Source organism: Streptococcus parasanguinis (assembly GCF_016648855.1).
GTDB lineage: Bacteria > Bacillota > Bacilli > Lactobacillales > Streptococcaceae > Streptococcus > Streptococcus parasanguinis_L.
In genome coordinates this window covers 175,525-189,566 of the sequence record NZ_JACLQU010000002.1, presented here as the reverse complement: position 1 = coordinate 189,566, position 14,042 = coordinate 175,525, and the positions used below count along the sequence as shown (strand labels likewise).

Annotated in this window: 11 protein-coding genes; 3 read left to right on the top strand and 8 right to left on the bottom strand. The window is 42.8% G+C overall.

Translation table 11 applies throughout. The features are described from left to right. Positions 1-73: 73 nt before the first annotated feature. From H7T92_RS02300 to H7T92_RS02290, 3 genes are all read right to left on the bottom strand, one after another. Positions 74-2,320, bottom strand: a complete 2,247-nt coding sequence (locus H7T92_RS02300; protein WP_201036886.1) for a DNA internalization-related competence protein ComEC/Rec2 — start codon at positions 2,318-2,320, stop codon at positions 74-76. Then, entirely contained in the window at positions 2,301-2,969 is a 669-nt protein-coding gene (locus tag H7T92_RS02295; RefSeq protein ID WP_201036884.1) for a helix-hairpin-helix domain-containing protein, read from the bottom strand. The genes H7T92_RS02300 and H7T92_RS02295 overlap by 20 nt, the downstream gene beginning before the upstream one ends. A gap of 67 nt (positions 2,970-3,036) precedes the next feature. Further along, positions 3,037-3,783 (bottom strand): lysophospholipid acyltransferase family protein, encoded by a 747-nt coding sequence (locus H7T92_RS02290; RefSeq protein WP_070673821.1) that lies wholly within the window; start codon positions 3,781-3,783, stop codon positions 3,037-3,039. A 175-nt stretch (positions 3,784-3,958) separates the two neighbouring features. Between H7T92_RS02290 and H7T92_RS02285 the strand changes: the two genes are divergently transcribed. The 3 genes from H7T92_RS02285 (at position 3,959) to H7T92_RS02275 (ending at position 7,378) form a co-directional block, all read left to right on the top strand. Then, positions 3,959-6,298, top strand: coding sequence for a cation-translocating P-type ATPase (locus H7T92_RS02285; RefSeq protein WP_070673820.1), 2,340 nt, complete (start codon positions 3,959-3,961; stop codon positions 6,296-6,298). 80 nt (positions 6,299-6,378) lie between these two features. Beyond that, on the top strand, positions 6,379-7,125 hold the full coding sequence (locus H7T92_RS02280) for a tRNA1(Val) (adenine(37)-N6)-methyltransferase (RefSeq protein WP_021152863.1): 747 nt from the start codon (positions 6,379-6,381) through the stop codon (positions 7,123-7,125). Continuing rightward, a complete protein-coding gene (locus tag H7T92_RS02275; RefSeq protein ID WP_004219743.1) occupies positions 7,115-7,378 on the top strand; it encodes a GIY-YIG nuclease family protein in 264 nt (87 codons plus the stop codon). The genes H7T92_RS02280 and H7T92_RS02275 overlap by 11 nt, the downstream gene beginning before the upstream one ends. Before the next feature lie 16 nt (positions 7,379-7,394). On the opposite strand, the gene H7T92_RS02270 is transcribed toward H7T92_RS02275, so the two are convergent. From H7T92_RS02270 to H7T92_RS02250, 5 genes are all read right to left on the bottom strand, one after another. Then, positions 7,395-8,288 carry an aldose 1-epimerase family protein gene (locus tag H7T92_RS02270; protein WP_201036883.1) on the bottom strand — a complete coding sequence of 298 codons (894 nt, stop codon included), beginning with the start codon at positions 8,286-8,288 and terminating at the stop codon, positions 7,395-7,397. Positions 8,289-8,640: 352 nt separating this feature from the next. Beyond that, positions 8,641-10,212 (bottom strand): DEAD/DEAH box helicase, encoded by a 1,572-nt coding sequence (locus H7T92_RS02265; protein WP_049486402.1) that lies wholly within the window; start codon positions 10,210-10,212, stop codon positions 8,641-8,643. Between the two features lie 804 nt (positions 10,213-11,016). Then, positions 11,017-11,925 carry a magnesium transporter CorA family protein gene (locus tag H7T92_RS02260; RefSeq protein WP_049472123.1) on the bottom strand — a complete coding sequence of 303 codons (909 nt, stop codon included), beginning with the start codon at positions 11,923-11,925 and terminating at the stop codon, positions 11,017-11,019. A gap of 41 nt (positions 11,926-11,966) precedes the next feature. Then, the gene (locus tag H7T92_RS02255) at positions 11,967-12,347 is read right to left on the bottom strand and encodes a PH domain-containing protein (protein ID WP_003015210.1); all 381 of its coding nucleotides are present in this window, start codon (positions 12,345-12,347) and stop codon (positions 11,967-11,969) included. Between the two features lie 79 nt (positions 12,348-12,426). Further along, on the bottom strand, positions 12,427-13,974 hold the full coding sequence (locus H7T92_RS02250) for a peptide chain release factor 3 (RefSeq protein ID WP_003012237.1): 1,548 nt from the start codon (positions 13,972-13,974) through the stop codon (positions 12,427-12,429). Positions 13,975-14,042: the final 68 nt, after the last annotated feature.

Genomic DNA, 14,042 nt, shown 5'->3' with positions numbered 1-14,042 from the left:
GATTCTACCTTTACATTGATTTCACCTTCTATAATAGCAATTTTCAGCATAGAAAGCAAACCTCTCCTCATCTCTAGCGGACCGTTTCTACCCTCCAATGATCCCACCCAATCAAGCGAATCGCTCCTCTTTCATCGGTACGAAGGTAAGAAATGGATCGTTCCTCTAAACGATCAAGCAATTCTTTATGAGGGTGCTGATAGCGATTTTTCTTTCCAACGGAGATTAAGGCCAATTGGGGATGTAGCTGATCCAAAAATACATCACTAGAGGAACCTTTCGATCCGTGGTGGCCTACTTTCAAGATATCCACTTGTAATTGGGGATAGTTTCCCAATAGTTTTTTCTCCCCAGCTTCTTCCAGATCACCTGTAAACAAAAACCTTTTTTGATAAAACTGCCCATAGAGGACAATCGAATCATTATTTTTGCCATCCCCCACTTCATCAGGAGATAAGACTTCGAGATGATGATCAAAAATAGGAAGTTGATCCCCTCTCTGGACTACTTTAACTGGACTATGAAGCTGTTTCAATTTCTCTTGAAATTTGGAACTGGTTAGACTGCCTGGACTGACATACACTTTTTTAACCGGGATTTGTCTGGCAACCTCGACCATATCGCCCATATGGTCCTGATCTGTATGGGTCAAGACCAGAGCATCGAGTTTTCCAACACCTCGACTCTTGAGATAGGGAATCAAGGTTTGTTCCGCATTGGCAGATTGACTGCGCTCTTGCCACTTGTCTCCACTTTTAAAAGTGACGCGTCCTCCGACATCAATCAAAATGGTTCTTCCTCTCCAATCACGTAAAAAGATACTGTCTCCTTGACCGATATCCACCATGGTAATCTCATTTTCTAAAGGATGCTTGGTCCAACAAAAGATGAGTAGAATCATGCCTATTAACAGGAAACGACGTTTTTTTTGCTTTCGAAGATCATACAAGATCCCTAAAAGAAGGAAGAGAGCGATCAGAGCTGGTCCCGTCGGCTGACCAAATACCAACGGTAGCGACGTGAGCTTTGAAATCCAACGAATACACTCCTCTATGAGAAGAAAGAAACTGTTAAAAATTGTAAGGGGCTTTAGAATCGATAAGATAAATAGCACCGTTAAACCTGGAAGAAGGACAAGGTCAAATAAGAAAGAAAAGAGGAAGGTTAAAGGGAGTGACCAGGGTTGAAAGACACTAAAGTAATAGGTCAAAAGGGGCAAAATCCCCAGGCTAATCCAGAAACTTTCCACTAGTAGCTTTTTCAGTCCTGAATAAGAACTGGTATCTACCAAGGTCAAAATAAAGGCATAGGCACAACTCAAGACCCCTCCAGCGGTCAGGAGAAACTTGGGCACAAGCAGCATTAAGAGCATCAGGGTCATCGCCATATTCTCCATCCCTCGGATCCCCTTTTGAGAGAGGATCTTTTGCAAGAGACTGCGAACCACTGAAACTGAAAAACCTGTCAAGCCAGCATAGACCAAAGAAATTGGAACCATCCAGATATCAACTGTCTCTTGCAAGATTCCTAGACGTAAGAGACCTTTTCGTATCCCATTGATGAAAAAGCCGACCTGCATCCCAGATAAGGCGAATAAATGGATGATTCCTAAACTCGTGTAAAGCTGGTCCATCTCTTCAAAATCCTTATCTAAATAGCCAAAAAGAAGGCCGGTCATATACTGGTTCATTGGCTGCGGAAAGTGCTCTTTACTCCAAACAATGGCTTGTCGCCTCCATTGAGACAGCCAGTCAAAAACATTCCAAGTCTGTATAGGAAGCGCGGATTGGATCGTTTCAATTCTAATTTGGTGATATATTCCCTGAGTCTTCAAATAAGCTCGATAGTCAAATCCTCTAAAATTTCGCTGCCCTTCTGGCTCTTCTATAGCACCTTTATACGTCAACTCCAACAAATGAGTTTGACTTTGCCACTGCTGTTTTTCTTTTTCTGATTTTAAAGTGTAGAAGACTTGGTAGGTCCTTCCCTGATTTTTAGCACGAAAAGACAGGGCGTCCCCATTGATCTTGATGCTATCTGGAATCAGACGTAAGTGGGATGGGGGCTGACTTTCTGCTTGTACTGGATGATCCTGTATTCGCTGAAAGACAAAGAAGGCCGCAAAACAAAGGGTTGCTAAAGCAAGCCCTAGCAAACTTGAGCGCTCCCCTTTATAGTGATGAACTGCTAAAATTCCCACTACTACTAGACCGCTGATCGAAAGCCAAGATGGTTGATAGATACTAAAATACAGCCATAGGAGCACAAAGGCGAGATGGACAAGCGAAAAAGGAAGGTCTTTAATCCACCGTGAAAGCATCTCTTAGTTTCTCCAGTGTTTTCTCTCCGATTCCTGAAACATTCTTCAGATCATCCACTGATCGAAAAGGACCATTTGCTTCGCGATAGGCGATAATGTCCTGGGCACGTTTCTGTCCAATGCCTGATACGGTTTGGAGCTCTGACTCGGTCGCTCGATTTAAACGGACCTTGCCTGTTTTTTCTGCTGGTGCTGACGAAGTTGCAGGACTTTCTGAACTCCCAAGTGCTGGAACATCCTCCCCTTCTTTAGCAACATAGATCACTGCTTCATCGGTGAGTTTTTGCGCCAAGTTGACCGATTGGCTATTGGCATCTGCTGTCATCCCGCCTGCCTTATAAATGGCATCGTGGACTCTGCTATTGGAGCGCAACTCATAGACCCCTGGTTGTTTGACGGCTCCTTTGACATCGACCGTAATGATCTCGGGTGCATCAGACACAGAAGTCGTCGTCTTTTCTTCTTTGGAACTAGTGGTCTGCACCTTTTCTTTGCTCGAAGTTGAACTCGAAGCCTGATAAAGATCCGGTATGGTGGATGCACTTGACTGAGGTCGATGAAAAAGAAAATACCCTCCAAGTAAGAGTCCGATAGCTGTAAGAGCCAAAAAGAGCTTATATTCTTTGATTTTTTCGATGATATCCTCCATAAGAAACCTCCTCTCACTTTTATTATTCGTAAAAATAAAAAAAAACTGAGAAAGACTCTCAGTTTTTTTACTTGTTTTTCCGATGTTTGTCTGGATCCCATACAAAGCTTGCCAGGTAACTAAAGAGCAAGGTCAAGATGCCCACTACTAAGACAAGAGGAATCAAAAGGATTTTTAACAAACGAATCAAGATAAAAGGTTTTGTTGGGGTGTTGATCGCTTGTGCTTCCGCATCCAAGCGATCAAATTCCTCCTGGATACGGCGGGCAACCTCTGCCACTCCTTCGTCATTCATCTTTTTAATATCCGAAATATCAATGGGATGTCCAAAGTTCATATCAATGCGTTCACCTGTTGCCAACCCTTTCAAGTCTCTTGGACCAGTATAAGTCACTGGCATGATACGGACCTTCGCCATTTTGGCAATGATGGCAACACCGCCTTTGACGTCTTGAGAATGACGGCTTCCACTTGGGAACATAATCAAAGAACGGTTGCTCTTTTTCAGCATATTGACAGGATACTTAATGGCTTCTGCTCCTGGATTTTCACGGTCGATCGGAAAAGCCCCACACATGCGAATCCACCAGCCAAAAATACGATTGGTGAAGAGCTCTTTTTTCGCCATAAAGATAAACTGCTTTGGCTTGGTCGCAAAGGCCATATAGACCGGATCCCACCAAGTCCGGTGAGGCGATACCAAGATGTAGTTCTCTTTTCGATCTGGAATATTGTCCTTATGATGGTAATGGGCATTCCCATTTAAAACCCAAAGAATAAAGGCAACAAGGCCACGTAAATAGGTATAAAACATAGTTGTTCCTCAAATCCATTTCATTCGTCTCTCTACAAGATATTCCATCCTGTAAAAGGTTCTTTCTTATTATACCGTATCCTGATTTTGACCGCAAACCTTTTTTAGATAAAAATTGTCTCAGCGGACCGATTCTAGATAGTCTTTTTCTCAAAAAAATGATATCATATTGTCTATGGAAACTATTGATTTAAAGGGCTTGTCCCTCAGTGAAGTCCGCAAGAAAATGGATCGCGGACAAACCAATGATTTTACAACGAATACAAGTACCAGTACCTGGCAAATTATCAAGCGCAACGTCTTCACCTTGTTTAATACCTTAAACTTTGTGATTGCTGTGGCCTTGGCTGCTGTACAGGCCTGGAGCAATATGATCTTTTTCGCAGTCATTTGCTTCAATGCCATTACAGGGATCATGACCGAGATGCGCGCCAAGCGGATGATTGATAAGCTCAACCTCATGAGTCGTGAGCTAGTGACTGTCATTCGTGACGGGGAAAAAGATGCGATTCCACCAGAAAAGCTTGTTCTAGGTGATTTAATGCTCTTATCTTCGGGTGAGCAGATCCCTAGTGATGCCGAAGTCATGTCTGGTATCGCTGAAGCCAATGAAGCTATGCTGACTGGTGAGAGTGATCTGGTCTTAAAAGAAGTTGGTGATGAACTGCTTTCTGGTAGTTATATTGCCAGTGGTCAAGTCTATGCCCGTGTCAAGCGAGTTGGAGCAAACAACTATGCCAACAAACTGATGATGGAAGCCAAGACCTTGAAACCTATCAATTCGCGTATTCTTTATAACTTAGCGAAAATTTCAAGCTTCACTGGTAAAATTATCATTCCATTTGGCCTTGCCCTCTTCTTTGAAGCATTGTTGATCAAGATGCTGCCAATCAAAGATTCTGTCGTGAATTCTTCCACAGCTCTCCTGGGAATGTTGCCAAAAGGAATTGCCTTACTGACAGTTACGTCTCTTTTGACAGCGGTTATTAAGCTCGGCATGCGCAAGGTTCTTGTCCAAGAAATGTACTCAGTAGAAACCCTGGCGCGTGTGGATACCTTGTGCCTTGATAAGACCGGTACCATCACCCAAGGGAAGATGACAGTTGAAGCTCTCCATAGCTTATCTGATCATTTTTCTGAGGAAACCATCAAAGTTATCCTTTCAGCTTACATGCAAAATAGCGAGGACACCAATCCTACTGCTCAAGCTATTCGCAAGGCTTATGGGGAGTTGGAGCATGCCTATACTGCGGAAAATATTATTCCTTTCTCAAGTGATCGGAAATGGGGAGCCATGCACCTATCCAACCTTGGAACCGTCTTTCTCGGTGCTCCTGAAATGCTCCTGAAAGAAAATCCAGCTGCTGTCGTCGAAGCACAAGCTCGTGGATCGCGCGTGCTCGTCTTGGCTCACAGTTCAGAACTGATCAGCATGCAGGAATTGAAACTGCCTGAAAATCTTGAAGGGATTGCAGTTATTGAGATTACAGACCCCATTCGTGAAGGGGCTTCAGATACTCTTGAGTATTTGCGCTCTCAAGGAGTGGATCTCAAAATCATCTCCGGTGACAACCCTGTGACGGTCTCTTATATCGCTCAACAAGCTGGCTTCAAAAATTATGAGAACTACATTGATTGTTCAAAAATTTCTGATGATCAATTAGTGGATCAAGCAGAAGAAACAGCTATCTTTGGGCGCGTGTCCCCTCACCAGAAAAAACTGCTTATCCAAACCTTGAAAGCAGCTGGTCGGACAACTGCTATGACAGGAGATGGGGTCAATGATATCCTTGCTCTTCGCGAAGCAGACTGCTCCATCGTAATGGCTGAGGGAGATCCTGCAACCCGTCAAATTGCCAATATTGTTCTTTTGAACTCTGACTTTAATGACGTTCCAGAAATTCTTTTTGAAGGCCGTCGTGTGGTGAATAACATTGGACGAATCGCTCCAATCTTCTTTATCAAAACGATCTATTCCTTCCTCTTGGCTATCATCTGTATTGCCAGTGCTCTCTTCTTTAACGTCAACTATTTGCTGATTTTCCCTTTCATCCCTATTCAAATCACCCTGATTGACCAATTCGTCGAAGGATTCCCACCATTTGTGTTGACCTTTGAACGCAATATCAAACCGGTTGAAAAACACTTCTTGAGACGTTCCCTTCTGTTAGCCTTACCAAGCGCCTTGATGGTCGTCTTTAGTGTTTTGTTCATTCGCCTTTGGGGAGCAAGCCATGGTTGGTCTGCAGCCGATATGTCTACTGTATCCTACTACTTACTTGGATCCATCGGTTTCCTATCCGTTATCCGTGCTTGCCTGCCACTAAATATCTGGCGGGCCCTCCTCATCCTCTTCTCTGTAGTAGGATTCTACGCATCTGCGATCGTGTTGAAAAACTTGATCGAGATTTCCCTCCTTACAGCCACTACTTTCCCAGTTTATCTGGCATTGATGGCCATCTTTACAGGAGTCTTTATCCTCACTACAATTCTCCAAAAATATGAATTTGATTAAAAAAGTTGAGAGTAAAAACTCTCAACTTTTTATGTTTTATCGATCTTTCCCCAGGCCTCTTTTCATGCTATAATAGAGCCATGACAGATATCGAATTAAAAGACGGCGAGCGCGTCAATCAACTTTTTTCAAGTGATGTGAAAATTATACAAAATCGGGAAGTCTTTAGTTATTCCGTGGATAGCGTCCTGCTCTCGCGCTTTCCAAAATTGCCCAAGCGGGGCTTGATCGTAGATCTCTGCGCTGGAAATGGGGCCGTGGGACTTTTTGCGAGTACTCGGACAGAAGCCCAGATCATTGGTGTCGAAATACAGGAACGTCTGGCGGATATGGCAACCCGCTCCATTGCTCTCAATGGCTTGAACCAGCAAATGTCCATGATCACCGATGATCTCAAGCATTTACCCCAACATATCAAGGGCAGTAAGGTGGATATTATCCTCTGCAATCCCCCTTATTTCAAGGTGGATGAGCATTCCAATCTCAATGAGAGTGAACACTACCTCTTAGCTCGACATGAAATTACGACCAATTTAGATGAGATTTGCCATGTGGCTCAGCGAGTTCTTAAATCAAATGGCCGCTTAGCGATGGTCCATCGTCCAGATCGCTTCTTGGATATCATCGAAACCATGAAACGTTACAATCTTGCACCTAAGCGGATCCAGTTTGTCTATCCCAAAGTGACCAAAGAGGCGAATATGTTGTTGATTGAGGCGATCAAGGATGGCTCACTGGATGGTTTAAAAATTCTGCCTCCCCTCTTTATTCACAATGAAGACGGCAGCTATACAGACGAGATTCATGAGATCTACTATGGAAACTAAGGCTTACATGTATGTCCTAGAGTGTGCGGATGGCTCCCTCTACACTGGCTACACCACGGATGTTGAAAAACGCCTAAAGACTCACAATGCTGGAAAAGGCGCCAAATATACACGGGCTCGCCTCCCCGTTAAACTTCTTTACCAAGAATCCTATCCAGATAAACCCTCTGCTATGTCTGCCGAGGCTCTCTTTAAAAAGAAATCACGCCAAGCAAAGCTAAACTATATCAAAAAGAACCGTCGGACTCCTTAGTCCAACGGTTTTTCATTTACAAAATGGTGATACGGTACTGGTGACTCCGTGTTTCTTGAGGAGCCAACTGGATCACACCTTTTTTATCTTCGAAGAAATCGCCCTCTTCTGCAGATGTGGAAATACCCGTCCAAGGCTCCAAGGCAATGAAAGGCCCCTTGTTATTGGTAGACCAAAGGACGAGATTCTCAAAATCTGCAAAGGCAAATTCCAAACCTTTACCAGATTTTTTCGAGAGGAGCTGCACAGATTTAGAAGCTAATTGATCTAAAATAATGGCGTCTTTTTCAAATAGTTCATGGCGCAAAGGTAGGCTACGACTATGGTCTAAAAATGGCGTCCGCTGCAGGCGATCAACCAACCCGGTTTCTGTGAACAAGAGAGGAACGCTACAGCTTTCTTCTTTTTCAAAAATCAACTCGTAGTCTTCATAGTCTTCATCTGCTAAAAGGGGACAACGAAAGGCTGGATGCCCTCCAATGAAATAAGGCATGACTTGATCTGACTCTAAATTTTGCACGCGATAGGTGATGGTGATCTCTTTCCCCTGCAATTCATAGATAATTTCCACTCGAAAATGGTAGGGATAATTTTGTAAGCTTTCGTCGTTATAGGTAATTTCAAAGACAAGACGATGGTCTGTTTGTTCTTTGAGTTCAAACTCTCTCTTCCGAATAAGGCCGTGTCTTGGAAGCTGGCCTGTCTTCACTCCATCTTTTAGATGATACTGCACTTGGCCATTACGAACGCTCCCGCAAATCGGAAACAGTACGGGCGCTTGTCCTGACCAATACTCTGGATCCCCTTGCCAGAGATATTCTATGCCTTCTTTACTTCGAATGGAGCTCAATTCCCCTCCAAATGTCTTACATTGTACTTCTAGATCATCATTTTTTAATGAAATCACCATGGGCGACACCTCTTTGTAATTAGTATAGTTATTATATTCATTATAACCTTTTAGAAGAGATTGTCAATTTTTATTTTTCTAGTCAAAAATTTTAAAAAAATAAGAAAAAATTCTTGACAAGACTTAGAAATAATTGTAGACTTAATATGTTAACAGAAATATTCCATTTTAGGAATTCATTCTTTCTGTTGTCTGACTTTTTTGGATGCTCCTTATCATGATACATTTTTCTAAAAGAGTCAGTTATCATTTAGGTCTCCTTATAAATATACAAGGGTTAACAGCTAGTTAACCCTTGTATTTTTAATGTTCATATAAAAAAACGGCCTATTGCTAGACCGTTCCTTCGGACTTATTTATCCCCTTTGTTGCGGATGACAAAGCCATTTTTCTTTTCATTGGAAGTGCGATGAGGACGTTTATTACCTTTGCCCTCAAAGTCTCGGCTATTTTTATTTGACTTGCGTTTGAAATCACGGCGTCCACCTTCACGGTCATCTCTGCGATTTCGATCACGGCGTTGGTCTCCACGACGACCATTTCCACGGCCCCCTTTGCCTTTCCCACCAAAGCCACCACCGGATGGTTTAAATGGCAATGGTTTTTCACGCGCAATTTCAACTTCTGGAAGGCTGTCTGGATCTTGAACGGTCAAGCTCAAAATATACATAGCCAATTCTTCAGGAGTGAATTCTGCAGCCAATTTGCGAGCATCCTTGCCAAACTTCTCAAAGTTGGTCCGGATTTTTTCATCTTCAAAGTCTCGCTCAATTTTCTTCAGCGCTACTTGTTTTTTCGCTTGGAAGGCTTCTTCTGCTGTTGCAGGTTTCATTCCCTTCATCCGCTTTTTGGTCAAGTTCTCAATGATTTGCAAATAGCCCATTTCATTTGGCGATACAAAGGTAATGGATTGACCTGTTTTCCCAGCACGACCTGTCCGTCCGATCCGGTGAACATAGCTTTCTGGATCTTGTGGAATATCGTAGTTGTAGACATGGGTCACACCTGAAATATCCAAGCCACGTGCCGCAACGTCTGTTGCTACCAAGACGTCCAAGTTCCCATTTTTAAAGTCACGAAGGACTCGAAGACGCTTGTTTTGATCCAAATCTCCGTGAATTCCTTCTGCACGGAAACCACGAATCTTCAAGCCACGAGTCAATTCATCGACCCGGCGTTTAGTCCGACCAAAGACAATGGCAAGCTCCGGTTGCTCGACATCCATCAAGCGGGTCATGGTATCAAACTTTTCGCCCTCTTTGACACGGATATAGTATTGATCGACCAAATCGGTGGTCAATTCTTTGGCCGCAATCTTAACGTGTTCTGGCTCTTTCATAAACTGCACACCGATGCGTTTGATGGCTTCTGGCATCGTTGCTGAAAAGAGAAGAGTTTGGCGTGTTTCTGGAACACGGCTAATGATGGCTTCGATATCTTCCAAGAAGCCCATGTTGAGCATTTCATCTGCTTCATCCAGGATCAAGGTTTCAATATGATCGAGCTTCAAGGCCTTGCGCTTGATCAAATCTAGCAAGCGTCCAGGTGTTCCCACAACGATGTGAGCACCTGACTTCAAAGCTTTAATTTGCTTTTCAATGCTTGATCCACCATAGACAGAGCGAACCTTGACACCCTTACTGCGTCCAAAGCGGAACAATTCTTCCTGACTTTGAACGGCCAATTCACGCGTTGGGGCAATGACAAGGGCTTGGATCACTGTGTTATCGACATCAATCTTCTCCAACGTTGGAAGACCGAAAGCAGCTGTTTTACCAGTCCCTGTTTGCGCTTGACCGATGACATCTTTTCCTTCAAGAGCCAAAGGAATGGTTTGTTCTTGGATCGGGCTTGCTTCTACAAAGCCAGCTTTTTCGATTTCTGCTAATAATTCAGCAGATAAGTTAAATTCATTGAATTTCAATTCTTTCTTCTTTCTAAAAAGTGGTGCGAAGCCACTTTATCACACTTCTTTCAATGCGAAAACGCACTGATTGCATAGGAAGTCGCCTTCCTGGTTACCTGTCGCAAGACTCATCTAAAGAAAAACTTAGTCCGTCTGTTATGGACTACATTTTCTTTAGAGAAAAATGTTTTGCGTCCTAACGGATGTTGCTGACTGGGATTGTTTTTCAAACAAACAGGCAACAAGATCCTTTTTGCGGGAGTCTTCTTTCGAACAGAATCCTTCCATCTGTTCTGCCTCCCCACCATTTCTCTCATACAAGTTTGCAACTTATCTAGTATAACACAATGAAGAGGCAAATGATAGTCAAAGGAGAATAATTTTATTTTTTAGGAAAACATCCTTGATAGCTCGAAATCATAAAAGTGACGCAAAGCCAAGCCAGGACTGCTTTTCTTCTTGCGACCATCTAATATACTTCATCATAGGAGTATAAAAACTTCGGAAAAACTTTTATTTTTTGGTAACTCTTATCTTGCGTTTTTACAAATAAATATGTATAATACAGGTAGTATCTAAAATATTTCTGTATAAAGAAATAGGATCATTTTATCTGATTCAACGGTTTATTCTAAGTTCTGATTTATTTAGAACCACTCAGTACTATTAAATCTACTCCTACTATTTCCAAGAAGATTTTGTACAGTCGATGAACTATTCACACTGCCCCTTCTTTGGAGAGGAGGGCAGGTGTCTAGATGGTTCCTATTTCTCAGATTATTCTAGATACGAAGAGGCTCGGATTTCTCCAAGCCTCTTTTTTTATCTTTTTTTCACAATCCACCGCATAACTTTTGCTAAAATGAGCCACAATATAAAGCTACATAGGGATACATAGATCCAAGCATTGGGATCCTCTGTCATCGGAAGAGGGATATTCATCCCAAAGAAACCGGTGATAACGGCTAAGACCGCCAACAAGGCTTCAAAGATGGTTAGGGTGGTCAAGTTGTCATTCAAGTTGTTGTTTAGGATATTGTTGTAAGATCCTGACAACTGTTGCAAGACATTGGAAATTAACTCAGTCATCGAAACCAACTGACGCGCTTCGATCATGGCATCATCAAACTGCTCTTTTTCAACATCATTCATCCTGCGATAAATGGCATGTGCTTTGATATGTTCTAGCAACATCCGATTTTGCTTGGCTGCCGCGACCAGATACACCATACCGGTCTCAAGGTCAGACAGGGCATAAAGATTCTTGGTCGTCGTTGTCTTTCGAAGCAAACGATTGAGTTCATCCTTGTGCTTATCTAAGCGATCAATAATCGGATAATAAGCATTACTGATCATTTCAAGACCTGCAAAAAGCAACTTATAGATCGACAGCTCCCCATGGCTTTCCAAATAGCGAACCATTTGTTCAATGATATAGGCATTGTCCTGATTACTGATGGTCACGAGTCGCGTATCTTGAACGATAAAGGTCATGGGGATGGTTTCGTAGTATTCCTTGTCCTTTTCTAAATCCAATACATTGTAGATAAAGGTGATCGTTCCGTTTTCTCGATTGTAATCCATATGGGCACGTTCGTTCTTATCCATCGCGTACTCAATGGTTTCTTTGTCAATATCGTATTTTTTATAAAGATATGAATTTTCAGCAATCAAATCCGAGTCGATATTGATCCATTTCCGATCTTGACCCAATTGTTTATCGATAAACATTCCGTCTCCTTTCTCAACTGTTCTCTATCAAAATAATTTTTTTATTTAAAGACCGCACTGGCTAATGCTTGCTGAATTTCAATGACGCTGTTGTCACTCTTGAATTGTAAAACTTCTGAAGGCTCGACTGCAGAAGAAACCCAGATTTTTAATTCAGCATCCAAATCAAAATGACCGGAAGTTTCTACTGAAAATCGAGAGATGGAGCGATAAGGAAGGGATTTGTAGGAAGTTTTCTTTCCTGTTACTCCTTGCTTATCCACCAAGATCAAACGAAACTCTGTAAAGACGATTAAATCACGAATCAAGCTAAAAGCAAGTGTGACTTGCTCTCCCGGCACCAAGATATCTTCCAGATCTCTTTCTACTTTATCAACATTCTTTTGAGAGGCATTGCCCATCAAACCACTTAGTAATCCCATAGTTTCTCCTTTATAAGCGAAAACGGGTAGATTTTCGTCTTCTTATTCTATTGTTATGGATCGGTTTTGAAAACGTTCCTTATCCCATCTTTTCTTCCAACTCAACGTCAGGATACTTGTCCGCAAACCAACGGAGGGCAAAGTCATTTTCAAAGAGGAAGACTGGCTGGTCAAAGCGATCCTTGGCCAAGATATTTCGGCTTGAAGACATGCGCTCATCTAAGTCTTCTGGTTTGATCCAGCGAACAGTCTTTTTACCCATTGGGCTCATGACCACTTCGGCATTGTATTCATTTTCCATGCGGTGTTTAAAGACTTCAAACTGAAGTTGCCCGACAGCACCCAACATGTATTCACCTGTTTGGTAGTTGGTATAAAGCTGGATGGCTCCTTCTTGCACCAATTGCTCAATCCCTTTGTGGAAGGATTTTTGCTTCATGACGTTCTTGGCAGATACCTTCATGAAAATTTCAGGCGTAAAGGTTGGCAGTGGTTCAAATTCGAACTTGTTTTTACCAACTGTCAGCGTATCTCCAACCTGATAAGTCCCTGTATCGTAGACCCCGATGATGTCTCCTGCTACGGCATTGCTGACATTCTCACGGCTTTCGGCCATAAACTGGGTGACATTTGATAGCTTAGCGCCCTTACCAGTACGAGGCAAGTTGACACTCATCCCACGCTCAAATTCACCCGATACGATCCGCACAAAGGCAATCCGGTCACGGTGACGAGGATCCATGTTTGCTTGGATTTTAAAGACAAAGCCTGAGAAATCCTTGTCATAAGGATCGACCATTTCTCCATCGGTCTTCTTGTGGCCATGTGGTTCTGGAGCAAACTTGAGGAAAGTCTCCAAGAAAGTCTGTACTCCAAAGTTGGTCAAAGCGGATCCGAAGAAGACTGGTGTTAATTCACCCGCAAGGATGGCTTCTTCTGAGAATTCATTTCCAGCTTCTTGCAAAAGTTCGATATCGTCTTTCACTTGTTCATAGAATGGATTGTTAGCAAAGAGCTTGTCTCCATCTTCAAGACTCGCAAAGCGTTCATCCCCTTTGTAGAGTTCCAAGCGTTGATTATAGAGGTCGTAAAGCCCCTCAAAGGCTTTCCCCATCCCGATCGGCCAGTTCATTGGGTAACTTGCGATTCCCAAGACTTCTTCCAATTCTTGCAGGAGGTCCAGTGGCTCACGTCCATCACGGTCCAGCTTGTTCATAAAGGTGAAGACTGGAATGCCACGGTGTTTGACAACTTCAAATAATTTCTTGGTTTGGGCCTCGATACCCTTGGCAGAGTCTACGACCATAACCGCCGCATCCACCGCCATCAAGGTCCGGTAAGTATCTTCTGAGAAGTCCTCGTGCCCTGGGGTATCTAGGATATTAACCCGTTTGCCATCGTAGTCAAACTGCATGACAGATGAGGTTACCGAAATCCCACGTTGCTTCTCGATATCCATCCAGTCGGATTTAGCGAAGTTTCCTGTTTTCTTCCCTTTGACAGTACCGGCTTCCCGAATCTCTCCTCCAAAGTAAAGCAATTGCTCAGTAATCGTCGTTTTACCAGCATCCGGGTGGGAGATGATGGCAAAGGTACGGCGTTTTTTGATTTCTTCTTGTACGTTCATATTCCTAATTCTTTCTCTTCTTATTTTTTGATAAATTTACAAATTCATCTCTACATCGGATTTCTCCT